Annotated in this window: 22 protein-coding genes and 1 rRNA gene; 4 read left to right on the top strand and 19 right to left on the bottom strand. The window is 63.9% G+C overall.

Translation table 11 applies throughout. The annotated features are described in order from the left end of the window. Positions 1-67: 67 nt before the first annotated feature. From ACUYV6_RS02985 to ACUYV6_RS02970, 4 genes are all read right to left on the bottom strand, one after another. Positions 68-694, bottom strand: a complete 627-nt coding sequence (locus tag ACUYV6_RS02985; RefSeq protein ID WP_449277170.1) for a hypothetical protein — start codon at positions 692-694, stop codon at positions 68-70. Then, positions 694-1,662 carry a 16S rRNA (cytosine(1402)-N(4))-methyltransferase RsmH gene (gene rsmH / locus ACUYV6_RS02980; protein WP_449277169.1) on the bottom strand — a complete coding sequence of 323 codons (969 nt, stop codon included), beginning with the start codon at positions 1,660-1,662 and terminating at the stop codon, positions 694-696. The genes ACUYV6_RS02985 and rsmH overlap by 1 nt, the downstream gene beginning before the upstream one ends. A gap of 12 nt (positions 1,663-1,674) precedes the next feature. Then, entirely contained in the window at positions 1,675-2,106 is a 432-nt protein-coding gene (gene mraZ, locus ACUYV6_RS02975) for a division/cell wall cluster transcriptional repressor MraZ (protein ID WP_449277168.1), read from the bottom strand. A gap of 448 nt (positions 2,107-2,554) precedes the next feature. Further along, positions 2,555-2,926 (bottom strand): DUF3040 domain-containing protein, encoded by a 372-nt coding sequence (locus tag ACUYV6_RS02970; protein WP_449277167.1) that lies wholly within the window; start codon positions 2,924-2,926, stop codon positions 2,555-2,557. Positions 2,927-2,998: 72 nt separating this feature from the next. Here ACUYV6_RS02970 and ACUYV6_RS02965 point away from each other — a divergent pair, with 72 nt between their 5' ends. Next, positions 2,999-4,102: a polyprenyl synthetase family protein gene (locus ACUYV6_RS02965; protein ID WP_449277166.1), complete on the top strand. Its 1,104-nt coding sequence runs from the start codon at positions 2,999-3,001 to the stop codon at positions 4,100-4,102. A gap of 68 nt (positions 4,103-4,170) precedes the next feature. Here ACUYV6_RS02965 and ACUYV6_RS02960 read toward each other — a convergent pair whose 3' ends face one another. Continuing rightward, on the bottom strand, positions 4,171-4,518 hold the full coding sequence (locus ACUYV6_RS02960; protein ID WP_449277165.1) for an Rv2175c family DNA-binding protein: 348 nt from the start codon (positions 4,516-4,518) through the stop codon (positions 4,171-4,173). Between the two features lie 42 nt (positions 4,519-4,560). On the opposite strand from ACUYV6_RS02960, the gene pknB reads away from it, so the two are divergent. Continuing rightward, entirely contained in the window at positions 4,561-6,504 is a 1,944-nt protein-coding gene (pknB, locus tag ACUYV6_RS02955) for a Stk1 family PASTA domain-containing Ser/Thr kinase (RefSeq protein ID WP_449277164.1), read from the top strand. Between the two features lie 70 nt (positions 6,505-6,574). Here the strand turns inward: pknB and ACUYV6_RS02950 are convergent, their stop codons facing one another. Beyond that, complete coding sequence (locus ACUYV6_RS02950; protein WP_449277546.1) at positions 6,575-7,933, bottom strand: class II 3-deoxy-7-phosphoheptulonate synthase; 1,359 nt, start codon at positions 7,931-7,933, stop codon at positions 6,575-6,577. A gap of 128 nt (positions 7,934-8,061) precedes the next feature. Further along, complete coding sequence (locus ACUYV6_RS02945) at positions 8,062-8,742, bottom strand: lysophospholipid acyltransferase family protein (protein ID WP_449277163.1); 681 nt, start codon at positions 8,740-8,742, stop codon at positions 8,062-8,064. A 196-nt stretch (positions 8,743-8,938) separates the two neighbouring features. Here ACUYV6_RS02945 and ACUYV6_RS02940 point away from each other — a divergent pair, with 196 nt between their 5' ends. After that, positions 8,939-10,768, top strand: coding sequence for an AMP-dependent synthetase/ligase (locus tag ACUYV6_RS02940; protein ID WP_449277162.1), 1,830 nt, complete (start codon positions 8,939-8,941; stop codon positions 10,766-10,768). A gap of 21 nt (positions 10,769-10,789) precedes the next feature. On the opposite strand, the gene def is transcribed toward ACUYV6_RS02940, so the two are convergent. Continuing rightward, complete coding sequence (gene def, locus ACUYV6_RS02935) at positions 10,790-11,281, bottom strand: peptide deformylase (RefSeq protein ID WP_449277161.1); 492 nt, start codon at positions 11,279-11,281, stop codon at positions 10,790-10,792. A 41-nt stretch (positions 11,282-11,322) separates the two neighbouring features. Beyond that, positions 11,323-14,721, bottom strand: a complete 3,399-nt coding sequence (locus tag ACUYV6_RS02930) for a pyruvate carboxylase (protein WP_449277160.1) — start codon at positions 14,719-14,721, stop codon at positions 11,323-11,325. A gap of 208 nt (positions 14,722-14,929) precedes the next feature. Here ACUYV6_RS02930 and ACUYV6_RS02925 point away from each other — a divergent pair, with 208 nt between their 5' ends. Beyond that, positions 14,930-15,829, top strand: coding sequence for a ParA family protein (locus ACUYV6_RS02925; protein ID WP_449277159.1), 900 nt, complete (start codon positions 14,930-14,932; stop codon positions 15,827-15,829). Between the two features lie 50 nt (positions 15,830-15,879). Here ACUYV6_RS02925 and ACUYV6_RS02920 read toward each other — a convergent pair whose 3' ends face one another. The 10 genes from ACUYV6_RS02920 to rrf all read right to left on the bottom strand — a co-directional run bounded on the left by ACUYV6_RS02920 (position 15,880) and on the right by rrf (position 24,462). Continuing rightward, positions 15,880-16,488 carry a MerR family transcriptional regulator gene (locus ACUYV6_RS02920; RefSeq protein ID WP_449277158.1) on the bottom strand — a complete coding sequence of 203 codons (609 nt, stop codon included), beginning with the start codon at positions 16,486-16,488 and terminating at the stop codon, positions 15,880-15,882. A gap of 108 nt (positions 16,489-16,596) precedes the next feature. Further along, on the bottom strand, positions 16,597-17,277 hold the full coding sequence (ftsR, locus tag ACUYV6_RS02915; protein WP_449277157.1) for a transcriptional regulator FtsR: 681 nt from the start codon (positions 17,275-17,277) through the stop codon (positions 16,597-16,599). Between the two features lies 1 nt (position 17,278). Beyond that, on the bottom strand, positions 17,279-17,743 hold the full coding sequence (locus ACUYV6_RS02910; protein ID WP_449277156.1) for an FHA domain-containing protein: 465 nt from the start codon (positions 17,741-17,743) through the stop codon (positions 17,279-17,281). Positions 17,744-17,844: 101 nt separating this feature from the next. After that, positions 17,845-18,204, bottom strand: coding sequence for a monovalent cation/H(+) antiporter subunit G (mnhG, locus tag ACUYV6_RS02905; protein WP_449277155.1), 360 nt, complete (start codon positions 18,202-18,204; stop codon positions 17,845-17,847). Further along, on the bottom strand, positions 18,197-18,523 hold the full coding sequence (locus tag ACUYV6_RS02900; RefSeq protein ID WP_449277154.1) for a monovalent cation/H+ antiporter complex subunit F: 327 nt from the start codon (positions 18,521-18,523) through the stop codon (positions 18,197-18,199). Before ACUYV6_RS02900 ends, mnhG begins: the two co-directional genes overlap by 8 nt. Then, positions 18,520-19,083 (bottom strand): Na+/H+ antiporter subunit E, encoded by a 564-nt coding sequence (locus ACUYV6_RS02895; RefSeq protein ID WP_449277153.1) that lies wholly within the window; start codon positions 19,081-19,083, stop codon positions 18,520-18,522. The genes ACUYV6_RS02900 and ACUYV6_RS02895 overlap by 4 nt, the downstream gene beginning before the upstream one ends. After that, the gene (locus ACUYV6_RS02890; RefSeq protein ID WP_449277152.1) at positions 19,083-20,732 is read right to left on the bottom strand and encodes a Na+/H+ antiporter subunit D; all 1,650 of its coding nucleotides are present in this window, start codon (positions 20,730-20,732) and stop codon (positions 19,083-19,085) included. Before ACUYV6_RS02890 ends, ACUYV6_RS02895 begins: the two co-directional genes overlap by 1 nt. After that, the gene (locus ACUYV6_RS02885; RefSeq protein ID WP_449277151.1) at positions 20,729-21,259 is read right to left on the bottom strand and encodes a Na(+)/H(+) antiporter subunit C; all 531 of its coding nucleotides are present in this window, start codon (positions 21,257-21,259) and stop codon (positions 20,729-20,731) included. Before ACUYV6_RS02885 ends, ACUYV6_RS02890 begins: the two co-directional genes overlap by 4 nt. After that, the gene (locus ACUYV6_RS02880; RefSeq protein WP_449277150.1) at positions 21,256-24,147 is read right to left on the bottom strand and encodes a Na+/H+ antiporter subunit A; all 2,892 of its coding nucleotides are present in this window, start codon (positions 24,145-24,147) and stop codon (positions 21,256-21,258) included. Before ACUYV6_RS02880 ends, ACUYV6_RS02885 begins: the two co-directional genes overlap by 4 nt. A gap of 198 nt (positions 24,148-24,345) precedes the next feature. Next, positions 24,346-24,462, bottom strand: a 5S ribosomal RNA gene (gene rrf / locus ACUYV6_RS02875). Between the last annotated feature and the right edge of the window lies 1 nt (position 24,463).

Here is a 24,463-nt window from a genome sequence, read left to right as displayed (position 1 = left end):
CGCTGCTTTCGCTCGTTTCGCACCTGCTGAGCCCGTCGCGATCCGGTACTGCCGGTATCGAGATCGGCTAGTGCGTTGTGGGCGCCGGCAGCTTGCCCTTCCACGGTACCGGGGGTTGCGTCGATACTGCGCTATCCGCGCCGACCTGCCCTGATCGCGGCACGAGGAGGCCCTCCGCATCTACGACCGGCATCGACTCGAGGGTGGCGTTCGGCACCGTGTTCTCGCCGACGGCTTCGGTTTTGGAGTCGAGCGACCCCAGCACCGCGGCGTCACTCAGACGAAGCGAGGCGGGGTTCAGGTTCTGCACCATGCCGAGCTCAGCGGCGTTGTCGGCCAGGTTCTGCGGCGATGCGAGCTTCTGCACGTTCTGAGTCAGGACGCGCTCGACGCGCAGCAGATCGCGCTGCTCAAGTTCCAGTGCGCGCTTCTCGTATGCACCCTGGGAGATCACGATGCTGAGGCCCAGCTGGGTGGCGAGAATCGCGAGGAGGATCGCGCCCACCAGCAGCGCTGCGGCGATCGGGCTGCGTCGAGCGCCCTTCTGCTGAGACGCCAACTCGGCGATGCGCAGGTGAGGACGTCGCTCTCGCGGAGCTTCATGCGGCGTGGCCTTCTGCTCTGCGCCGCTTGCCTGAAGCAGTGCACTCCGGTCGAACCGATTCGTCATGATCTGTGCGGTTTCGCCGGCCATCAGGCAGCCCTCGCCCGCTCAGCGGCACGCAGGCGCACCGGGATCGAACGCGGATTGCGCTCGCGTTCTTCGTCGGAGGCGACCTCGGCTCCGCGGGTGAGCAGACGCAGTTCGGGGCGGTGCTCGGGAAGCTCGACCGGCAGCCCGGGAGGTGCCGTCGATTTGCTGCGAGCCGCGAGTGAACGCTTCACGAGGCGGTCTTCGAGCGATTGATATGACATCACGACGATCCGACCTCCGACGTCGAGCAGTTCGATGGCTTCGGGAACGGCCTGCTCCAGCGCCTGGAGCTCACCGTTCACCTCGATCCGCAGAGCTTGGAACACACGCTTGGCAGGGTGCCGCTGGTCCCGTACTGCGGCGGGCGTCGCCTGCTGCAGGATGTCGACCAGCTGCCCGCTGCGTTCGATGGGCGCTTCGGTACGGGCTGCGATGATCGCGCGGGCGTAACGCCCGGCCAACGGTTCCTCGCCGTACCGCTCGAAGATTGCCCGGAGTCGTCCTTCGGGAGCCGTGCGCAGCACATCGGCCGCAGTCTCACCCCGCTCCTGATCCATACGCATGTCGAGCGGAGCATCCTGGGCGTAGGCGAAGCCTCGCTCGGCCTCGTCGAGCTGGAGGGACGACACACCGAGATCGAAGAGCACGCCATCGACACGCTCGAATCCAGCTCCCCGCACCGCCTCGGCAATTTCGTCGTAGACCGCGTGCACCAGCACCGCGCGTTCTCCGAAGGGCGCGAGGCGCCGCGCCGCGAGCCGCAACGCTTCCGCGTCTCGGTCGAGTCCGATGACTGTGAGTTCAGGGTGCGCATTGAGCAGGGCTTCGGTGTGTCCGCCCATCCCAAGGGTCGCGTCAACCACGACCGCACCGGCATGTTCGATGGCGGGCGCGAGAAGTTCGAGGCAGCGCTCGAGCAGCACGGGAACGTGCAGTTCGCTGGCGTCGCGGGTATCGAGGTGTTCCATATCCATTCCGGGCTAGAACATGCCCGGAATCACCTCCTCCTCGATCTCGGCGAAGGCACTCTCCTGAGCGGTCAGATACTGCTCCCAGGCCTCTGCGTCCCAGATCTCGGCACGAGTACCCGCACCGATCACTGCGAGTTCCCGGTCAAGTCCCGCGTATGCGCGCAGTGCCGGAGGTATCGTCACGCGGCTCTGCTTGTCAGGCGTTTCCGCGTGAGCTCCTGACAGGAACACACGCAGGTAGTCGCGACCCTGCTTCGACGTGATCGGTGCCTGCCGGATGCGCTCATGCATCTCGCCGAACTCCTGCTCGCTGAAGACGTACAGGCAGTGCTCCTGACCGCGAGTGATCACGAGGCCGTCTGCAAGCTCATCACGGAACTTCGACGGGAGGATCAACCGCCCCTTGTCATCGAGCTTGGGCGTGAAAGTACCGAGAAACATCGGTGCTCCTTTCGCCCGTCGATGACCGTGATCGCCACTTTACTCCACTTCACTCCACTTTTATGAACTTTTCCTCCACTCCACCGATTTTTGGGCAGAAAAGTACGCTGACGATCGTCGATACGGCAGACGAGAACGAACCTGAGCGCACCCCGCAGGGCTCTAAGATCCGCAGAATCATCGCGAAATTGACGACGCAGGATCAGGCGGCAGACCAGCAGGAAGGTCGACGTGGAGCAAAGTGGAGTGTTCAACTGCTCTTCAGAGGACGCGCATGAACACCGCGCTCAAAACGCAAAAAAAGGGACCGTGGCCGAAACCACGATCCCTGCACATCTCGCGCGCCTTGACCTACCGCTCCACAGCTACCGGCCCCTTTAGCGCTTCGCTCCGTGGGCCCCGGCTGTAGCCGGGCCGAGCGGCGACCTCAGACGCTTCGCGTCTTCAGTTACCGCTCGCCATCCATCCGCTGATCCCAGCGCTTGCTCATGCGGTCGCTCAGCGATTCCTTCGCAACTCGCTCGGAACGGCCCCCCGGGCGCTCGGCACCCTCGGAGGCCTCTGCAGACCCTCCACGACCGAATGCCAGCAGCACGCCGCCGAGCATCACAATGAAGCCCACAACGCCGAGCCAGGGCTGCTGCGCGGCAACCCCGCCGATCAATGCACCGATACCGACGAGCGCGACGATGATGCCGAGCACGAGCGAACGGTAATTGACGGAGCGACGAGCGCTCGGTTGCACCACGTCAGCCTCACTCTGATAGAGGTGACGCTCCATCTCTTCGAGCAGCTGCTGCTCTCGCTCTGACAGCGCCATCACGGCCCCCTCGATGGTGGTGAATCTTCTGCCCCAAGTCTAGCCGTCACCTGCCGGGATAGGCTAGTGAGCGTGCAAGAAACGACTCGACTCGCAGGCCTTATACAGGAGCGCATCTCCGACCGGCTGGCCGAGCAGCGCAGGTTGCTCGAACCACTCGGCCCCGATGCCGCTCCCCTGCTCGACGAGGCCGTCGGCTTCCTCATCGGAGGCAAACGTTTCCGCGCACAGTTCGCCACACTCGGTTACCGAGCAGTGCGTCCGCTCGACATCGACGACGGCGTCGAGGCCGAGTTCTCACGAGTGCTTGATGCCGCATGCGCACTGGAGCTGTTCCATGCCGCAGCGCTGATCCACGACGATGTCATCGACCGCTCTGACACCCGCCGAGGGCGCCCCGCCTCGCACCGCAGTCTGGCAGCGATGCACGAGCTGCACCGCTGGCGCGGTTCGGCGCATCACTTCGGGATCGCGGGCGCGATCCTGCTTGGCGATCTGCTGCAATCCTGGGCCGACGAGCTCTTCCAACAGGTGTGCGACGACACTCCCGACCGACACGCCGCTCAGGCGGCGCGGGAGCATTTCAATCGCATGCGCAGCGAGGTCGCGATCGGCCAGTACCTCGATGTGCTCGAGGAGCAGCAGCCGGTCTTCGCCGAGCATGCGGTGCAGTTGGAGCGCTCCACGCGTGTGCTGGTCTACAAATCGGCGAAGTACAGTGTCGAGGCCCCGCTGCTCATTGGTGCAGCGCTCGCCGGCGCGGACGCCGCCCAAGAAGACGCGCTCGCAAACTTCGGGCTGCCCGTTGGCGTGGCCTTCCAACTCCGTGACGACCTGCTCGGAGTGTTCGGCGATGAGGAGCTCACGGGGAAACCGACCGGTGACGATCTCGCCGAAGGGAAGCGCACTGTTCTCGTGACCCTGGCGCGGCAACACCTCCCGCACACGCAGGCGAGAATCTTCGATGACTTGCTCGGCACGCCCGAACTCGACCGAGACCAGATCGCCATGCTGCAACGCACGATCCGCGAGAGCGGAGCCGTGGGACGCGTCGAAGAGATGATCTCGCGTAACGTCGAACGCGCCGTCATTTCGCTGCAGAGCGCGCCGATCGAGCGCACTGCCGCCGAACGCCTCGCGGCCCTCGCCGAGCGCGCGACGCAGCGAGCCGCTTGACGCCACTCTCGACGGGCAGCCGGCGGGCGATCACTGCACGATCGGCCGGCAACGGCCTGACTCGCATGTCAGAACGCGAGCCCCTGGGTCGCACGTCTCACACCGCTCTTCCGACCGGCGCGCAGCGCATCGATGGGCCGCTCCCCGAGTTCGTCATTGTCGGCGAGCAACCAGGCCACCGCTTCTTCCTCCGCGAATCCGGCGTCGAGCAGCGTGAGCAGTGTTCCGCGCAGCGATGGGAGCGGCTCTCCATCCTTCACGAACTCTGCGGGAATCTTCCGCACGCCATCGATACGGACCTCGGCGACGTGACGCTCCTCGATGAGGCGGTGAATCTTGCCGGGTGAGACGCCGAGGAGCTCGACGAGATCGGGGACGGTCAGGAATGGGGTGTCGGGATCGATGTTCTGTGCCACGTCTCAACTCTATAGATTCCAGCGCTCCACTAGACTCTCCACGTGACCTCCGCTCCCGTCGACCCTCTGATTGGCCGAACGCTCGACGATCGCTACGTCGTACGTTCGCGCATCGCCAGGGGCGGCATGGCGATGGTGTACCTCGCGAGCGATCTCCGGCTTGAACGCCGAGTCGCGGTGAAAGTCATGCACGCGCACCTCGCCGATGAAGAGAACTTCGTCAGGCGTTTTGAACGCGAAGCGCTGAGCGCGGCGCGCCTCGCACATCCCAACGTCGTCAATGTGCTCGACCAGGGCACCGCCGATGGACGCGCCTACCTCGTGATGGAGTATCTCCCGGGCATCACCCTGCGCGATCTCCTGAAGCAGCAGCGTCGTCTCACACCGGATCAAGCGACGGAGATCGCCGAAGCCGTGCTTGCCGGGCTCGCCGCGGCGCACCGCGCTGACATCGTGCACCGCGACCTCAAACCTGAGAATGTGCTACTCGCAGATGACGGGCGGATCAAGATCGGCGACTTCGGTCTTGCGCGCGCCGTATCCGCGAACACGACGACCGGCCAAGCATTGCTCGGCACCATCGCCTATCTCTCCCCCGAACTCGTCACGCGAGGCATCGCCGATGCACGCAGTGATGTCTATGCGTTCGGCATCATGATGTTCGAGATGCTGACGGGAGCACAACCGTTCACTGGCGAACAGCCGATGCAGATCGCGTATCAGCACGCCCATTCAGACGTTCCGGCGCCCTCCTCCCGCGCACGAGGTATCAGTCCGGAACTTGACGAACTCGTGCGGTGGACGACGCAGCGCGATCCCGACGCTCGCCCCCGGGACGCCGGCATGGTGCTCGACCACCTCACGACTCTGCGCGCCGGTTCGATGCAGCAGGCAACACGAGTGCTGCCCACGGACGAGTTCGCGAGCGGTGCGACTCCAGCAACGACGGTACTCGACGAGGCCCAGCGCGATGCCCTGGCGGCCCCGCCGCCAACGAGCTTCGAGGAGCCGGACTCCGCGGCTTCCGAGGCTTCCGAGCCTCGCGCACCAATCGGGGCTGCGCGTGACGCGGCATCCCAACGCAAGCGGCGCGGCAAGATCAGTGCGATCGTTATCGTGGTGCTCGCGTTGCTGGCCGGAGGTGCCGCCTGGTGGATATTCCAGGGCCCTGGAGCACGGGTCACCGTTCCTGACGTCGCCGGACTCTCTATGGACGATGCCCACGCTTCGCTCTCTGACCTCGACTTGGAAGCCGAGGATTTCTCTTGCACCAGCGTCGACGTTCCGGTCGGCAGTGCGGTGCGGACGGAACCCGAGGCCGGAACCAGGGTCGACCGCGGCGGCGTGGTGAAAGTGTGCGCCTCGGCGGGACCTGAGATGCTTCCCGTACCGACCCTCGTCGGCCTCACTGCGGACGACGCGGAGCATGCGATCGAGGATGCGGGCTTCTCCGTCGGCGACGTGGCGGACAAGCGCTTCACCGATGCAGATGCGGGCACCGTCATCGCGGCGCTCGATGCTGACGGCGAAGAACTCGGAGACGAGTACGCCGAACAGGGACGGGTCGACCTCATCCTGTCGATGGGGCCGATTCCCGATGTATCGGGACTCAGCGTGCAAGCGGCAACGGACGCACTGACCGAGCAGGAACTCACCGTCGACCCCGGGCTCGCTGAGGAGTCGCATCACGATCAGGTTGAGAAGGGCCAGGTCATCGGTCTCGTGGTGAACACCGATCCGCTCCGCGCCGGTGACAGTGTTGGACTGCGGGTCTCACTCGGGCCTGAGCTCTTCCCGATCCCTGACATTTCCGACAGACCGCTGCAAGATGCCATGGACGCGCTGGCTGCTGAGGGCTTTGAACCGACGACCGCGGTGCCGTCCGCACTCCGAGGGTTCGCGAAGGCGACCGGAACCGACCCCGCCGCGGGCGAGCAAGTACGCAAGGGCGCGACCGTGCAAGTACGGGCCACGATCGACCTCTGAGCGCTGGCCGGCCGAACAGCGCCTCGGTGCCCCCGGTAGAAGGGAAAGCCCCCGGTAGAGGGGAGACGAGTTAGCGACTGAGGCGCTTGAGCTCCTCAGCGACCAGGAACGCGAGCTCGAGCGACTGCATGTGGTTGAGTCGCGGATCGCACAGAGACTCGTACCGCGTGGCGAGCGTCTCCTCATCGATGTTCTCGGATCCGCCCAGGCATTCGGTTACGTCATCGCCCGTGAGCTCGACATGGATGCCACCGGGGAAGGTGCCTGCCTCGCGGTGCGCCTCGAAGAACCCGAGAAGCTCATCCATGACGTCGTCGAAACGACGGGTCTTGTAACCGGTCGAGGAGGTGATCCCGTTGCCGTGCATCGGGTCGGTGACCCACAGCGGCTGCGCACCCGCGTCCTTCACACCAGCGAGCAGCGGTGGCAGGGCCTCACGAATCTTGCCAGCACCCATACGGGTGATGAAGGTCAGGCGCCCGGGCTCGCGCTCCGGATCAAGTTTGTCGATGAGGCGCAGCGCGTCTTCGACGGTGGCAGTCGGACCAAGTTTCACACCGATCGGGTTGCGCACCTTCGACAGGAACTCGACGTGCGCACCGTCGAGATCGCGCGTCCGCTCTCCGATCCATAGGAAGTGCCCGGAGGTGTCGTAGATGTCTCCGGTTCGAGAATCGATGCGGGTGAGCGGGCGCTCGTAGTCGAGCAGCAAAGCCTCATGGCTCACAAAGAATTCGGTCTGGGTCAGTGCCGAATGGTCGACTCCGCAGGCATCCATGAACCGCACGGCACGGTCGATCTCGGCGGCGAGCGATTCGTATCGCTGGTTCGCCGTGTTCGAGACGAAGCCCTTGTTCCACTCGTGCACCTGGCGAAGGTCGGCAAAACCGCCCTGCGTGAATGCACGGATGAGGTTCAGCGTCGAAGCCGAGACGTGGTACCCCTGCAGCAGTCGACGCGGGTCTGCGGTGCGAGATTCAGGAGTGAAGTCGTATCCGTTCACGAGGTCGCCGCGGAAGGCCGGAAGCGTCACCCCGTCCCGGGTCTCTGAATCACTCGAGCGCGGCTTGGCGAACTGGCCGGCCATGCGTCCCACCTTGATCACCGGCATCGAAGCGCCGTAGGTGAGCACAACTGCCATCTGCAAGAGCGTCTTGACCCGGTCCCTGATCTTGTCAGCGGTGGCACCCGCGAAGGTCTCCGCGCAATCGCCGCCCTGAAGCAGGAATGCCTCACCTCGAGCCGCGACAGCCAGACGCTCGCGCAGCTGATCAGCTTCACCAGCAAAAATCAGCGGCGGCTGCTGGGCGAGCTCGGCTCCGACCGACTGTGCGGCGGCGGGATCCGGCCAGCTCGGCTGCTGCTTCGCTTCGTAGCGGCGGTACTCATCGAGTTCCGCGAGTCGCTGCGCTGCTCCGCTACCGTCGATGTGGCTCACGATTGCTCCCGAGGTTCAAATGGTGGTGCGACGCTCCGCCGCAACCTCTCCAGCCTACTCGACTTCCTACGGATCGAGCAGAGGAGCGGAGCAGCGCAGCTGCGCGGAACGGCCCGGCTTCAGGCGCTTCGGGCCGCACGTACGCTGGAAGCGTAGACGTCGACGTATTCCTGACCGCTGAGCCGTTGGATTTCGAACATGATCTCGTCAGTGACACTACGCAAGACAAAGCGGTCGGCGCTCATGCCCGCGAATCGACTGAAGTCGATCGGCTTACCGATGACCGTACCGATACGGCGGATCTTCGGAAGCTTTGCCCCGATCGGCATCGCCTTCTCGGTGTCGATCATCACGATCGGCACGACGAGTGCACCCGATTCGAGAACGAGGCGTGCGACCCCCGTGCGGCCGCGGTAGAGCTTGGCATCTGGGCTGCGCGTGCCTTCCGGATAGATACCGAGTACGTTGCCCTGTTCGAGCACCGACAATCCGGTATTGAGAGACGCCTCAGAGGCCTTGCCCCCGGAACGGTCGATCGGCAGCTGCCCGACCGCGAGCATGAAGTTCTTGACGATCCAACCTGTGAGGCCTCGCCCCTTGAAGTAGTCACTCTTCGCGAGAAAGTACACACGCCGGTCGATCATGAGCGGCATGAAGAAGGAGTCCACAACTGACAGGTGATTGCCCACGATGATGACGGGCCCCGTTGCCGGCATGTTCTCCGATCCCTCGACCCAGGGTCGATAGATCGTCTTCAGGAGCGGCCCGATGATCAGGTGCTTAAAAATCCAGTACATCACGGCGTGCGATCCCTTTCGACTCGAACAGGATAGCGGAGGCCCGCATCCTGGGCGAGCATGCCGACGCGCGGCGCCTCCAGTCTTCCCAGCCGAGTCGGCCGATAGGGTGGTGGGTAACAGTGCAAGCGACACGCACCGTCCGCATTCGCGACAGCGACGCGATCGGAGCCTGCGAACGGGTATCGAAGGAGTTACCGTGAAGACGTCAGAGACCCCCCTCATCGTTCCCCAGGCCCCTCACGACAACATTTCAGACCTGCTTGAAGAACGCGTCTCCGCAACCCCGGAACGGGAGCTCTTCGCAGTGCCCGCAGGCGATGGTTGGCGTGGCATCACCGCCACCGCTTTCAGAGATCAGGTGGTGTCGGTCGCGAAGGGACTTGCGGCCGCCGGAGTGCGACCTGGCGACCGGATCGCCTTCATCTGCAAGACGAAGTATGAGTGGTCGCTCATCGACTTCGCGCTGCACTATGCAGGAGCCGTGATGGTCCCCGTCTACGAGACTTCCTCCCCGCTGCAGATCCATTGGATTCTCGAAGATTCCGGCGCGCGCGGCATCATCACCGAGACACGCGATCAGTCTGCACGATTCGAGGAGGTACGCGATGAGCTGCCGCTCGTCGATCTCGTTTGGAACCTCGACGATGGAGCGATCGATGCGCTCGTCTCGCAAGGCTCAGAGGTGCCCGAGGAAGAGATCGAGCGTCGACGCTCACTCGCGAACGGTGACGACATCGCCACGCTGATATACACCTCCGGCTCTACCGGACGCCCCAAGGGCTGCGTGCTGACTCACTCCAATTTCGTCGACCTCTCGCGCAACTCGGCTTCAGCACTGAGCAAGGTCGTTGAGGAGCCCGGGTCGTCGACTCTGCTCTTCATCACGCTGGCACACGTATTCGCCCGCTTCATCTCGGTGCTCGCGGTGCACGCGGGCGTGCGTGTCGGGCACCAAGCCGACACCACGCAGCTGCTTCCGGCGCTCGGCTCCTTCCAGCCGACGTTCCTGCTTGCGGTGCCTCGCGTGTTCGAGAAGGTCTACAACTCGGCTGAGCAGAAGACGGAGGCCGAAGGGAAGGGCAAGATCTTCCGCGCAGCCGCGAAAGTTGCGGTCGCCCATTCGGAGGCCTTGGACGCCGGACGAGTGCCGCTCGTTCTCGGGCTGAAATTCAAGCTCTTCGACAAGCTCGTCTACGGAAAGCTGCGCGAGCGTCTCGGCGGACGTGTGAAGTACGCCGTGTCAGGATCCGCGCCGCTCAGCCGCTACCTCGGTCACTTCTACCGCAGTCTGGGCGTCAAGATCTTGGAGGGGTACGGGCTCACCGAGACGACGGCCCCCGTCACGGTGAACCTTCCCGACAAGTTCAAGATCGGTACGGTCGGCCCCGCACTCCCCGGACACACGATTCGGATCTCGGATGAGGGAGAGATCGAGGTCAAAGGCATCGATGTGTTCAAGGAGTACTGGAACAATCCTGAGGCTACGGCTGCAGCATTCTCCGAAGACGGCTTCTTCCGCACCGGCGATGTCGGCGAGATCGACGAAGACGGATACCTCGCGATCACGGGACGCAAGAAGGAGATCATCGTCACTGCGGGCGGTAAGAACGTTGCCCCTGCTCAGCTCGAGGATCCGATCCGTTCCAACTCGATCATCAGTCAGGTTGTCGTCGTTGGTGAGCAGAAGCCGTTCATCGCGGCGCTCGTCACGCTCGATCCCGAGATGCTGCCTGGATGGCTGAAGAACCAGGGTGAGGATCCTGAAATGTCACTGGCTGAGGCCTCAGCGCACCCTAAAGTGCATGAAGAGGTCCAGAGGGCCATCGACCACGGCAATGAACACGTCTCCCGAGCCGAGTCCGTGAGGAAGTTCACGATCCTTCCGACCGAGTTCACGGAGTCCAGCGGACACCTCACGCCGAAGATGAGCATCAAGCGCGACAATATTCTGCGTGACTACGCGGGCGAGATCGAGGCACTCTACGGCGACAACCCGCAGACTCAGGCCGTTACGACGTCTGCCTGACCGGGCGGCCGCACCCTTCGCTCAGAACCAGGAAGAGGTGCGGACCCGGCGCATCGCCTCGCCTCGGGTCTCGCGATCGAGTCGGCTGAGATAGAGCTTCCCGTCGAGATGATCGCACTCGTGCTGCAGCGCCTGGGCGAGTAGCCCCTCCCCGGCGATCGTCCGCTCGACACCATCGAGGTCGATACCACGCACGGTGGCCCGCGGGTAACGCATGACATCGAACCAGAGTTCGGGAACCGAGAGGCACCCTTCCCCAGTCGGCACGGGATCACCCTCGAGTGCAACGATCTCAGGGTTCAGGATGTAGCTCACCTCGCCCTCGATATGCAGGCTGAAGGCACGCAGCGTGTAACCGATCTGCGTCGAGGCGAGCCCGGCACGCCCATCGAAGGCAACCGTGTCGCACAGGTCTGCCACCATCGCGCGGACCCCGTCGTCGATATCGACGACGGGGTCGCACGCGGTGCGGAGCACCGGGTCACCGAAGAGTCTGATTTCACGTACAGCCACGCTGCAATCCTAGAAGACTCCGACGCTCGGGAGCGCCAATGCTAGGAGATGACGAGGATCAGATCCCCCGATTCCACACCCCGCGTACCGGTGAACGCGACGCGCTCCACAGTTCCATCAACGGTCGCCGTGATCGCGGCTTCCATCTTCATCGCCTCGATCGTCGCGACCGGATCGCCCGCAGAGACCGTGTCTCCGACCTCGGCCTTCAGCGTCACCGTACCCGAGAACGGCGCAGCAACCTGCCCCGGCACAGTACGGTCGGCCTTCTCAGCCTGCGGAGCACTGACGGCGACGCGCTGATCCTTCACGAACACCGGACGCAACTGCCCATTCACCCGAGCCATCACCGTGCGCACGCCCTTGTCATCGGCCTCGCCAATGGCCTCGAGCCCGACATACAGACGAACTCCTCGCGACAGGTCGATCGCCTGCTCCTCCCCTGCCTCGAGACCGTACAGGTACGCATCGGTCTCGAGAATGGAGAGATCACCGAAGCGCCCCCTCGCATCGAGGTACTGCGCCGTGGGCCCGGGGAACAGCAGACGGTTCAACGTTGCCCGACGCTCCTCCCCAGCATGCTCAAGCAGTTCAGCATCCTCGGCGGCAACCGGCGCGACTTCGACCGAGCGGCTCCGGCCCGTGAGCACGCGCGAACGGAACGGCTCCGGCCAACCGCCTGGAATCTCGCCGAGTTCTCCCGCCAGGAAACCGACGACCGAGTCCGGGATGTCGTACTTCTCGGGATTGGCCTCGAAGTCGGCAGGATCCGCGTCAACCGCCGTGAGATGCAAGGCGAGGTCACCGACCACCTTCGAGGACGGCGTCACCTTCGGAATACGTCCAAGAATACGGTCTGCCGCCGCGTACATGTCCTCGATCTTCTCGAAGTTGTCGGCGAGACCGAGCGCGATCGCCTGCTGGCGCAGATTCGACAGCTGACCGCCTGGAATCTCATGCGTGTACACGCGCCCGGTCGGTGACGGCAGACCCGATTCGAACGGCTTGTACGTGGTGCGCACCGCATCCCAGTACGGCTCGAGCGCATACACCGCGTCAGTCGAGAGTCCGCTGTCGCGCTCGGTGTGCGCGAGCGCCGCCACCAGCGACGACAGCGACGGCTGCGAGGTCGTACCGGCCATCGGAGCGCTTGCCACGTCAACCGCATCGACCCCCGCTCGCGACGCCGCGAGCAGAGTTGCGAGCTGCCCACCCGGAGTGTCGTGGGTGTGCAGATGCACCGGCAGATCAAAGCGTTCGCGCAGCGCCGTGACCAGCTTCTCAGCAGCCGCGGGCCGTAGCAGCCCAGCCATGTCCTTGATCGCAAGAATGTGCGCTCCTGCTTCGACGATACGGTCTGCAAGGTGCAGGTAGTAGTCGAGCGTGTACTTATCTTCAGCCGGGTCGAGGAGGTTCCCCGTGTACGACATCGCGACTTCGGCAACAGCGGTACCGGTCTCGCGCACCGCATCGATCGCAACCCGCATCTGATTCACATCGTTGAGCGCATCGAAGATGCGGAAAATATCGACGCCGGTTGCCGCAGCCTCCTGCACAAACGCCTGTGCCACCTGTGCCGGATACGGCGTGTAACCGACGGTGTTCTGGCCGCGCAGCAGCATCTGAATCGGGATGTTCGGCATCGCCTCACGCAACCCTGCCAACCGCTCCCAGGGATCCTCGCTGAGGAAGCGGAGCGCCACGTCGTAGGTTGCACCGCCCCACGCTTCTACCGAGAACAACTGCGGAGTGAGCCTGGCCACATGCGGAGCAACCGCGATGAGGTCACGCGAACGCACCCGTGTCGCGAGGAGCGACTGGTGAGCGTCTCGGAACGTGGTCTCGGTGATGCCGAGCGCCGTCTGCTCGCGCAGCGCCTGCGCGAAGCCCTCCGGCCCCAGTTCCAGCAACCGCTGACGGCCCGCCGCAGGTGCCGGCTGCGATAGATCCGTCGCAGGGAGCTTCCGAGCCGGCGCCATCGTGCCCGGGCGCTTCCCGTTCGGTTCGTTCACCGTGACATCGGCGAGGTACTGCAGCATTCGGGTGGCACGATCCTGAGGCTTGTTCAAGCTCAGCAGCTCAGGCCGCTCCTCAATGAACGCGGTCGACACATCACCGGCCTGGAAATCGGCATCGGCGAGCACGGACTGCAGGAAGGGGATGTTCGTCGCCACACCGCGAATGCGGAACTCCGCAAGCGCACGGCGGGCACGCAACACGGCCGCCGGGAAATCCCGCCCGCGGCAGGTGAGCTTCGCCAGCATCGAATCGAAGTGCGGGCTGATGTGGTCGCCCGGGTTGATCGTGCCGCCGTCAAGACGCACCCCGCCACCGCCCGGTGAACGATACGCCGTGATGCGCCCCAGATCCGGACGGAACCCATCAGCCGGGTTCTCAGTCGTGATGCGGCACTGCAGAGCCGCACCACGCAACTGGATCCGGTCCTGCGTCAACTCCAGGTCCGCAAGCGTCTCGCCGGCAGCGATCCGCATCTGCGACTGCACCAGATCGATGTCGGTGACTTCCTCGGTCACCGTGTGCTCAACCTGGATGCGAGGGTTCATCTCAATGAACACATGCTCACCAGCCCGGTCTCCCTCAGTATCGAGCAGGAACTCAACCGTGCCAGCATTCTCATAACCGATCGACTTCGCGAACGCGATCGCGTCACGCGTCAGCGCATCACGCACAGACTGGTCAAGGTTCGGCGCCGGTGCGATCTCGACGACCTTCTGGTGACGGCGCTGCACCGAGCAGTCGCGCTCGAACAGGTGGACCGCCGCGCCGGTCTTGTCAGCGAGCACCTGCACCTCGATGTGGCGCGGCCGCAAGACGGCCTGCTCGATGAACATCGTCGAGTCGCCGAACGCACTTCCCGCCTCGCGCATCGCTGATTCGAGCGCGTCACGCAGATCCTCTTCGCGTTCGACCCGACGCATACCGCGCCCACCGCCGCCCGCAACCGCCTTCGCGAACACCGGGAAGCCGATCTCACGCGCGCCCGAGATCAACTCGTCGACATCGGTCGACGGTGGCGTCGACCGCAGCACCGGAACGCCCGCCGCGATCGCGTGCTCCTTCGCCGCAACCTTGTTCCCCGCCATCTCAAGCGCTTGACGCCCCGGCCCGATAAAGCGAATCCCCGCCGCCTCGGCAGCCGCCGCAAGTTCCGGATTCTCCGACAAGAAGCCGTATCCCGGATAGATCGCATCCGCTCCCGACTCCTGAGCCACACGAACAATCTCGGAGACATCCAGGTACGCGCGTACCGGGTGCCCCTCTTCGCCGATCAGATACGCCTCATCCGCCTTCAGGCGGTGCAGGGAATTACGGTCTTCATAGGGGAATACCGCGACCGTTCTCGCACCGAGCTCGTGGGCGGCGCGAAAGGCTCGGATCGCGATCTCGCCGCGGTTGGCGACCAGGATCTTCTCGAACATCTATGGGGGCTCCTTCGGGTGGCAGAACCGTTTCAACACTGAACGAAATCAGCCTAGCGCTTCATCACCCAAAATTGTCTTACAACCAGACAAAGATTACCAAATACCTCACACAAACTTTTGCGGGGGTAGTCTGCAGTTTCTTCGAAGCCGTCACCGTTTCCGACTCCCTGGCGCACTCAAGGTTACGTTCGTCTAAACTTGGGGCGTGCATGTATTGAGCGTGAGTTCCCTCAAAGGCGGTGTCGGCAAGACGACCGTCACCCTCGGCCTGGCCTCCGCAGCCTTCTCCCGCGGCCTCCGAACGCTCGTGGTCGACTTCGACCCGCAGTCCGACGTCTCGACGGGCATGGATGTGAACCCGGAAGGTCACCTCAACATCGCTGACGTACTCGAGAATCCGAAAGAGAAGACCGTACGCGACGCGATCGCACCCAGCGGTTGGACGCGCCATCATGAGGGCGGCACCATCGACCTGATGCTGGGGAGCCCGTCGGCCATTAACTTCGACGGCCCCCACCCGTCAGTTCGCGAGATTTGGAAGCTCGAGGAAGCGCTCGCTCACGTCGAGTCCGACTACGACCTGGTACTCATCGATTGCGCCCCGTCGCTGAACGCCCTCACGCGCACCGCATGGGCTGCGAGCGATCGGGTACTCGTCGTCACCGAGCCCGGCCTCTTCGCCGTCGCTGCCGCCGATCGCGCGCTGCGCTCGATCGAGGAGTTGCGTCGCGGCGTCAGCCCCCGACTGCAGCCGCTCGGCATTCTCATCAACCGCACTCGTCCGCAGTCGATGGAGCATCAGTTCCGCATCCGCGAGCTGCGCGAAATGTTCGGTCCGCTCGTACTCAATCCGCAGCTGCCCGAGCGCACCTCACTGCAGCAGGCGCAGGGGGCTGCGCGCCCCGTGCACGTCTGGCCGGGCGAAGCGGCGCAGGAGATGGCAGGTTACTTCGATCAGGTCCTCGACCGTGTGCTCCGCTCCGGAGGCATCGATGCTCCCCCGGCCGCGCCGCTCGCCGGGCGCGCTATGACTGTCGTCGACGACGCCATCCCCGATGAGATGTCGGATACGCAAGAGGTCGTCACCGACCGAGAGAGCGACTGACCCGAGACTCGAAGTCTCCTGGGCCTGAAGCCAGCGACTCCAACCCGAATTCAGGAAATCTTGCGCGCACGTCGCCGTGCAGCAAGCTCGTCCACCGCGTCAGTATCCGTGGCATCCGCGCCGGAACGATGGCTGTCGAGGTCGACGAGAGTTGACTCGACTTCGCGCAGCACCTTACCGACAGCAATGCCGAAGACCCCCTGGCCCCGGCTCATGAGGTCAATCACCTCGTCGCTCGAGGTGCACAGATAGACGCTCGCCCCATCACTCATGAGCGTGGTCTGCGAGAGATCGTGCACGCCGGCCTCATGCAGTTGGGCGACCGCGGTGCGAATCTGCTGCAACGAGATCCCGGTGTCGAGCAGCCGCTTCACAAGCTTGAGCACAAGAATGTCCCGGAACCCGTAGAGGCGTTGCGAACCGGACCCCTGAGCGCCGCGCACCGTCGGCTCCACCAGACCAGTGCGTGCCCAGTAGTCAAGCTGCCGGTAGCTGATGCCCGCCGCGCGGGCCGCCACCGCACCCTTGAAACCACCATTACGATCGGGCTTCGGAAGGCCGTCGTCGAAGAGCATCACCGCATCATCGGGAGCGACTTCAGGGGCAGTTCGATCTTCGTCCGTCACCGGGTCGCCCGACTGCGAAGGGGAGTCTTCCATCACGATCCTTCCTCATCGACGCGAACAGCGTCGGACTTCATTAACGGTACCCACAGGGAGGGCCAACTGCAACGACCTTCGACCCGCGAGTTGCGCGGGTCGAGAGAACTACCGGCCGCCGGCGAGGCGCTGACGCAGCACGCCCGAACGGACAGTCTCCAAGTAACCGGCGAGCTCGAGCGATTCCTCGCTCACCTCCGGCGAGCCTGCCCGGGCTCCGCGAGTGGCAACAGCCTGACCAATCAACTCGGCATCGCGCTCAGCAGCCACGCGCAGCGAACGCAGGTGGCGAGGGGTGACTCCCCGCTCAGCCAGCTTCAAGAGGGCCGTCAACTGCGCGACGCAGTCGTGCGGGAACACCTCCGCGGCGGGGAGCAGACCCGCAGCGATCGCTTCTCCGAGAAACCGAGCGTTTGCGCCGGTAAGACGACGCAGCTCATCGCCGCTCAGCACGCTGCGCGGGGCGAGAATCGTCGACGCACTGCGCGGGGCCGCGCCCGGAATGATCGGATCGCGCCCCGCATCGACCTCTCGAAGCACCTCTGCGATCACCTTCAGCGGCAAGTAGTGCTCGCGCTGCAGGGTGAGGATCAGGCGCAAACGTTCGATGTCGGACTGAGAGAACTTGCGGTACCCCGACTTCGTCCGTTCCGGCGAAACGAGCCCCTGCTCTTCCAGGAACCGCAACTTCGACGGCGTGAGGTCGACGAAGTCGTCCTGTAATCGCTCCAGAACTTGACCGATGCTCAGCAGACCCGGCGGCGACGGGTTTGCGCTCCGCACCCCCACGTCAGGCCGCGTCCGCCAGATCGAAGCGCGAAGCGAAGAAGGTGAAGCGGAACTTGCCGACCTGCACCTCTGATCCATCCTCGAGCTCACGCTCTCCGTCAATACGAGCGCCATCGCAGAACGTACCGTTCAACGACCCCATATCCCGCACCGAGAACGTGGTTCCCTGCCTCAGAAACTCCGCGTGCCGTCGAGATACCGTCACATCGTCGAGGAAGATATCGCCACCGGGATGCCGCCCCGCTACGGTCTGGTCTTGATCGAGCAGGAAACGTGCGCCGAGATCAGGGCCCCGACGGACGACGAGCAGGGCCGCACCCGACGGCAGAGCAGCGACGGCTTCTTGCTCGTCGACCGTGAGATCGGTGACGCGAGCACGCACCATCGCCCCCAGATCCTCGCGGAACTGCTGGGTCGAGCGCGACTGCGTATCATCGTTACGACGGGCCCTGTGTTCGGCGTTCACGTCCACTCTTTCCCTGCTCGAATCGACTGTGAGAAGGCCTCCTGGGCCAATACCACTACGCTATCGCAGCGGCGGGCCCCGCGCATCCTGACATCGGCGATTCAGCTCGACTCGCGCGCGCTCCGCTCAATGGCCGGCGCAAGCTCATCGGCGACCATGCTCGCGGTGTCGAGTTGACCGCTCCGATACGCGGCGCGGCCCACCATATGCGCAGCGACCGGCGCCGTCAGCGACTGGAAGACGAATACGGGCACCAGCGCGAACAGAGTTCCCAAGGAGCGCTGATCCAGGGCCACGGCAGCGATCACCAGCAGCAAACCAAAGATCTGCGGCTTCGTGGCCGCGTGCAGTCGACTCAGCGCATCGGGGAAACGCAGCAAGCCGATCCCCGCCGCTGCCGACAGTGCGGCAGCGAGCACGAGCAAGGTAAGCACGACGACGTCGAGCAGATCCTCATACATTGCCGGCTTCCTTTCCGGACGGCTCACCAGTGTGTGTCGTTGCGGCGTGCTCGGCACGACGCTTCACGAAGCGCGCCACGACGATGGTCGCGAACGTCGCGGTCGCGGCGATCGCAGTCATGAGCGCGATCGAGTCGGTGTGCCCCCGCACGACCATGTCAGTCCCCACGGCGAGCATCAGCGTCGTGAGCAGTACGTCTGATGCCACCATACGGTCGAGGATCGTCGGACCACGCACGATCCTGACGATCGCCGCGAGCGCGGTTACCGTGAGACCGGCAGCCGCAGCGACGATCAACGCAGTCGTGAGGATACTCATGCGACGGCCCTCATCTCTTCGCGAGAGCCCGCGGCCATGATGAGCAATCGCTCGATGTGGTAGACCTCATCGCGCATCATCTCGATCTCGCGCTCGGTGGGTGTGTTGATCACGTGGAGGTACAGGGTCGAGTTGAAACGGTCGACCTCGGCGACGAGCGAACCCGGGATGAGCGAGTTCGTCAGCCCGACCATCGTGAGAATGAAATCTGAGCGCGTACGAAGTTGCACCTCGATGATCGACGTCTTCGGCACCGGCCCGGGGCGCACGGCGAGCCACGCCACCTGCCAGGAGGCCCGGGAGAGATGCCAGAGGAAGTAGCCGACATAGCGCAACGCCCAGAGCACATTGAACCGCCCGGCGAGGTCCACCGGAGGCAGGTAGAAAAGTCTCATGACGAAGATCGCGACAATCACGCCGCTCACCACCGAGAGCGGTGAGAAGGTCTGCCAGAGCATCGTCCAGAGTATGACCAACCCCGCGATGAGCGGCAGTTCGTGCAGGCGCACGCCGCGCTCGATACGACGGGCGGGGCTTGCGGGTTCATGCAGCTTCGACATCAGTGCCCCTCCCCCTCCGGCTCGGTGGTTCCGCTTCCTCCACCGAGCGGTCCCGGCGAATCAAGAACCTGCTCGACCAGGCGTCCAGGCTTCGCGAGGTCATCGCCGGCGCGGGTCGCGTACGCGTACAGAGGTCCCGCGAATACGGTCAGCGCGATACTGACCACGACCATGCCACCGGTCGCCGACAGCATCAGACGCGGAATCTCCTTTTGCTCCTGCTTCGGCTGGGCATCGGGAGCGTCTTGCAGTCGCTCAAGGAGCGCCTCTTCACGCTCCCGAAGCAGCAGCGCCTCAGTGCTGGGGTTCTTCGCCTGCTTCGACTCCGCTGTGATGCGCGGGCGCCAGAACGCCAGCACCCACGCGCGTGCCAGGGCATACAACGTCAGCAACGAGACCAGTGCGCCAACGCCCATGAGCATGTATGCACCGGGAGTGGCGAGTTCAGCTGCAACTGAGAACAGGCCGACCTTGCCGATGAACCCTGAGAATGGTGGGATCCCACCGAGATTGAGCATCGGTATGAAGAAGAGAACCGCAATCGCCGGAGCACTGCGCATCATTCCGCCGAGGTCGGAGAGCGAGGTCGTGCCCCCCTGACGTTCGAGCAGACCGACTGCGAGGAACAACGTAGTCTGCACGATGATGTGGTGCGCGATGTAGTAGATCGTGGCAGCGAAGCCCGCGGCGTTCGCCATCCCGATACCGAAGATCATGTACCCGATATGACTGATCAGCGTAAATGAGAGTAGACGCTTGATATCAAGCTGCGAGACAGCACCGAGGATACCGATGAGCAGCGTCAGTCCCGCCACGACCAGCAGCACATTGTCGACGCTCGATTCGGGGAACAGTAGCGTCTGGCTCCGAATAATGGCATACACACCGACTTTGGTGAGCAAGCCGGCAAAGACCGCCGTCACCGGAGCCGGAGCCGTCGGATAGGAATCAGGTAGCCAGAAAGAGAGTGGGAAGACCGCCGCCTTGATCCCGAATGCAATGAGCAAGGCGAGGTTCAGGAGTAGCTGTACCTCTGCCGGGAGCTCCGCAATACGCACGGTCAGCTGTGCCATGTTCACCGTGCCCGTCGCGCCGTAGATGAGCGCGATCGCAGCGAGGAACAGCACCGAGGAGACGAGCGACACGATGACGTAGGTGACGCCCGCACGAATGCGTTGCTGTGTTCCTCCGAGCGTGATGAGCACGTAGCTTGCGACGAGCAGGATCTCGAACCCGACGTAGAGATTGAAGAGATCGCCCGCGATAAAGGCGTTGAAGACGCCCGCACCCAGCACAAGATAGGTCGGATAGTAGATCGAGACCGGAGTATCTTCGTCGCCATCCGCGAGACCCTGTCCGATAGAGAACAGGAACACGCCCAAGAGCACGAGAGCCGAGACGATCAGCATCAGGGCGGACACGCGATCCACGACCAGCGCAATGCCGAAGGGCGCGGCCCAGCCGCCCACTTCCATCACCAGCGTTCCCGCGCTGTCGACCAGCCACATGAGTACGCCGCTCAGCACTGCGACCGCACCAAGGGCAACCAGGGTGATGGCCTGCTGCAGTCTCCGGTGCCCCGGAACCGCGAGCGCGAGCGCCGCGCCACCGAGGGGAATGAGTACCGCGAGGGGAACCAATGCGATCATCGCTGCTCCTCCCGTGTGCCAAGCCCAGATTCCGGAGCGATCAGCGTCTTGATAGGCCCGGTCCCCGGCGCGAAGGGATCACCGTCATCGTCGACATCATCGTCGTCCGAGAGCTCTGGGGTCTCCTGGAGATCCTCATCCGTGACCTCCGCGGTCGTGAGCGCACCGGTACGCGCGACCTCGAGATCTGCCTCATCGTCCTGCACAGTATCGTCTCGGTGCTGAGCAAGACGCCATGACCGGTAGATGAGCGCGAGTAGGAAGGCGCTGACACCGAACGTGATCACGATCGCTGTCAAGATGAACGCCTGTGGCAACGGGTCGCTCATCTCCTCGGCACCGGTCTCCGCCGAGAGCGGTGCCTTCCCGAATGACCCCGACATCAAGAAGATGAGGAGGTTGGTGGCGTTGCCGACGAGCAGGAAACCCAGCAGCAGACGCGTCAGGGTGCGATCGAGCATCAGATACACGCCACAGGCGTAGAGTACGACCATCACGGCGACCAATACGAGTGGCATCGTCGTCATCGGTTCATCACCGCCTCATCTTCGAAGGCGGCAGCATCGGCCTCTTCCTGCTCATCGATCTCGGCACCCAGGCTGCGCAGCACATCAAGGATCAATCCGAAGACGACCAAGTAGACGCCGATGTCGAACAACGTCGATGTGACAAGCGGCAACGTGCCGAAGAACCCCAGGTCAAGGTCAACCCATGCCGAGGCGAGTGCGGACTGGCCGAAGAGCAGCGGCAGGAAGGCCATTGAGACCGCGAGCGCGAGACCCGTACCCAGAATCCGCCCTGCATCGAGCGGCACGGTCGCGCCGAGCTCGTAGCGTCCACCGGCGAGGTAGCGGGCCACAAGTGCGAGGCCCGCGACAAGGCCTCCTGCGAAGCCACCGCCCGGAGTGTTGTGCCCGGTGAGCAACAAGTAAATCGAGAGGATGATCAGCGCGTGGAAGATCAGCCGGACGACGACCTCTAGCAGTATCGAACGACGGGACTGATCAAGCTGCGGTCCTGCGAGGAGCCAGGAGAAACGACTCGCCGGATCGCTGGGGTCGGCGACGCGCAGAAGATGGGCCTGTGTGCGCTTGCGTGCATCGCGTCGACTCAGTTTCGGGCGCAGATCGACCCGGGTGTTCAGAAAAACGAGCGAGGCGACGCCCGTGGCGGCAGCGAGGATCACGGACAGCTCCCCCATTGTGTCCCAGCCGCGGATATCGACGAGCATCACGTTCACGACGTTGCTTCCATGTCCTCCCGAATAGGCGAGCGCTGGCAGTTCGAGTGAGATCGGATCGGCGATTCGAGCGCCGAGCGACACGATTGCGACCGCACCGAGAACCAAGCCTACGGCGCTGCCGATACCGAGACGGATCCAGTGGAGGCTGCGCTTGGGCCGCGGCCCGAGCCGCTGCGGAAGCCGCCGGATGACGAGCACGAAGGCGATCAACGTGACTGTTTCTACGAGCGCCTGGGTGAGGGCCAGATCGGGCGCCCCGTGCGTCGCGAAGATCGCGGACATGCCGTAGCCAGTCACGCCGACCAGCACAACCGACTGGAATCTCGTGCGCGCACGCAGGGAGTAGATCGCGGCGATGATCATGACGATCGCGATGGGAATCTGCACGGGTGCGCTGAAGAACGTGACCTGCTCAGGCCAAGCTCCAATACCGAGAACGGTGCCTCCGAGTGTTGCGACGACGACGAGCAGAATCACCGACAGGTAGAACGGCAGCGAGCCGCGCTGGGTGATTGACGTGACCTTTACTGCGATCGCATCGACCCAGTGAGTCACCGTCCAGTACATGTGCGAGCCCGAGAACCGTTCAGGAAGCACGGGAAGCACCGGCCGGGTGCGCGATGTCAGCAGTGCAACTGCCGCACCTACGACCAGGATCGCAAGCGAGACGCCGAGCTCTGCGGTGAACCCGTGCCACAGTGCGAAGTGTTCCGGTTCAGCGTCGGCAGTCTTCTGGATCATGGACTGGAGCAGCGGATCGAGCGAGGATGCGAGCACGCCGCCGACGAGCGTCAGCAGTACGAACACCGCCGGTGCGACCAGAATGCCGCGGTGCGGCCGATGCAACACGGCGCACTCCTGAGCGTCCCGCTTATCACCGAATGCACCCCACAGCAGTCGACCCATGTAAGCGACGGTGAGCACGCTGCCCAAGATCATGACGGTCAATGCGAGGTAGGCGATCGGGAACGACTCCCCCATCCGGCTCAGCTCGATAATCGCTGACTCTTTGGCCACGAAGCCGACGAAGACGGGCACACCCGCCATCGAAGCGGCGGCGAGTGTGGTGACCACCGCCAGTGTCGGCATTCTTCGGCCGACGCCGCAGAGTCGCCGCAGATCGCGGGTGCCGGTGGCGTGGTCGATGATGCCGACCGAGAGGAAGAGCGGTGCCTTCGCAAGCGCATGGGCAAACAGCAACGCGAAACCCGCAAACGATGCGCGTGGGTCGGCTAACCCGAAGACCATGACGAGCATGCCGAGTTGGCTGACCGTGCCGTGGGCGACGATCAACTTGATATCGAACTGCTTGAGTGCGCGGATGCCGCCGACGATCATCGTCGCGCCGCCCAGGATGACCAAAGTCTCGCGGTACCCGGCAACGTCGCCGAAACCCGGACTGATCCTTGCGATGAGATAGACCCCTGCCTTCACCATCGCTGCGGCGTGCAGGTAAGCGCTCACGGGAGTCGGAGCAGCCATGGCTCCGGGAAGCCAGAAATGGAATGGGAAGATCGCCGACTTGGAGAGTGCTCCGGCAAGCAGAAGGAAGACCGCAACATGTACCGCAGGACCGCCCGGTGGGTCGGCGATAATCTCTGACAGTCGGCTGGTGCCGGCTCCCTGGGCGAGAATCACGAATCCGACGAGCATGGCAAGGCCACCCAGCGTCGTCACCATCAGCGCTTGCAGCGCCGCCGAGTTGGCCGTGCGCAGACGGGTCACGTGTCCGATCAGCAGGAAGGAGAAGACAGTCGTGCCTTCCCAGAAGATGAAGAGCAGGTAGACATCGTCTGAGAGCACGAGGCCCAGCATCGAGGCGGCGAACCCGAGAAAGACCGAGGCGAACCGAGGCAGACCGGCCTCTCCCTCTTCAAAGTAAGCCGTGCAGTACAGCAGCACGAGGGCGCCGGCACCGGTCACCAGAAGAGCAAAGAGCGCACCGACGACATCGAGCCGGAACGTCAACCCCATCTGCAAGTGAGGGATCCATTCCGCTGCTTCAACAAGCGGCTCTCCACCCGTAAACACAGGCTGAGCAAGCACAAGAATCCATACGAAGACCGCGAGCATCGCGGCCGAGAGGAAGAGGAAGGTCTTCCGACCGAAACGGCGAACCAACGGGTAGGCGAGCAGTGCGAGGACCGAGAGGCAGACGATAGCACTCGTCATCGCACCCATAGGCGGCTCGCTCTCAATATCGTTGGCGGTCGGTGTGGTGTTTCAGTCATCCAGTTTAGCGGAGCGCGACTGGCAACCGCTTTCGGCTCGATGCGCTAGGGATCGTCGAGTCGCCCGAGCGCACAAAAAAAAGAGGGCCGTGCGACGGTCACCAGCATTGGTGTCCGTTGCACGACCCTCGATGAAGAGGTCCGGCGGTGTCCTACTCTCCCACGAGGTCCCCCTCGCAGTACCATCGGCGCTGTCAGCCTTAGCTTCCGGGTTCGGAATGTAACCGGGCGTTTCCCTGACGCTATAACCACCGTAA

This window comes from Leucobacter sp. GX24907 (assembly GCF_053567335.1).
Note: the sequence above shows the minus strand (reverse complement) of the source record. Positions and strands in the feature narration are given on the sequence as shown.

Excerpts from the sequence above, each read along its gene's own strand:
- ACUYV6_RS02985 (WP_449277170.1), bottom strand. The coding sequence starts at position 694 with ATGGCCGGCGAAACCGCACAGATCATGACGAATCGGTTCGACCGGAGT.
- rsmH (WP_449277169.1), bottom strand. The coding sequence starts at position 1,662 with ATGGAACACCTCGATACCCGCGACGCCAGCGAACTGCACGTTCCCGTG.
- mraZ (WP_449277168.1), bottom strand. The coding sequence starts at position 2,106 with ATGTTTCTCGGTACTTTCACGCCCAAGCTCGATGACAAGGGGCGGTTG.
- ACUYV6_RS02970 (WP_449277167.1), bottom strand. The coding sequence starts at position 2,926 with ATGGCGCTGTCAGAGCGAGAGCAGCAGCTGCTCGAAGAGATGGAGCGT.
- ACUYV6_RS02930 (WP_449277160.1), bottom strand. The coding sequence starts at position 14,721 with ATGTTCGAGAAGATCCTGGTCGCCAACCGCGGCGAGATCGCGATCCGA.
- ACUYV6_RS02920 (WP_449277158.1), bottom strand. The coding sequence starts at position 16,488 with ATGGAAGACTCCCCTTCGCAGTCGGGCGACCCGGTGACGGACGAAGAT.
- mnhG (WP_449277155.1), bottom strand. The coding sequence starts at position 18,204 with ATGTATGAGGATCTGCTCGACGTCGTCGTGCTTACCTTGCTCGTGCTC.
- ACUYV6_RS02900 (WP_449277154.1), bottom strand. The coding sequence starts at position 18,523 with ATGAGTATCCTCACGACTGCGTTGATCGTCGCTGCGGCTGCCGGTCTC.
- ACUYV6_RS02895 (WP_449277153.1), bottom strand. The coding sequence starts at position 19,083 with ATGTCGAAGCTGCATGAACCCGCAAGCCCCGCCCGTCGTATCGAGCGC.
- ACUYV6_RS02890 (WP_449277152.1), bottom strand. The coding sequence starts at position 20,732 with ATGATCGCATTGGTTCCCCTCGCGGTACTCATTCCCCTCGGTGGCGCG.
- ACUYV6_RS02885 (WP_449277151.1), bottom strand. The coding sequence starts at position 21,259 with ATGACGACGATGCCACTCGTATTGGTCGCCGTGATGGTCGTACTCTAC.
- ACUYV6_RS02880 (WP_449277150.1), bottom strand. The coding sequence starts at position 24,147 with ATGACGAGTGCTATCGTCTGCCTCTCGGTCCTCGCACTGCTCGCCTAC.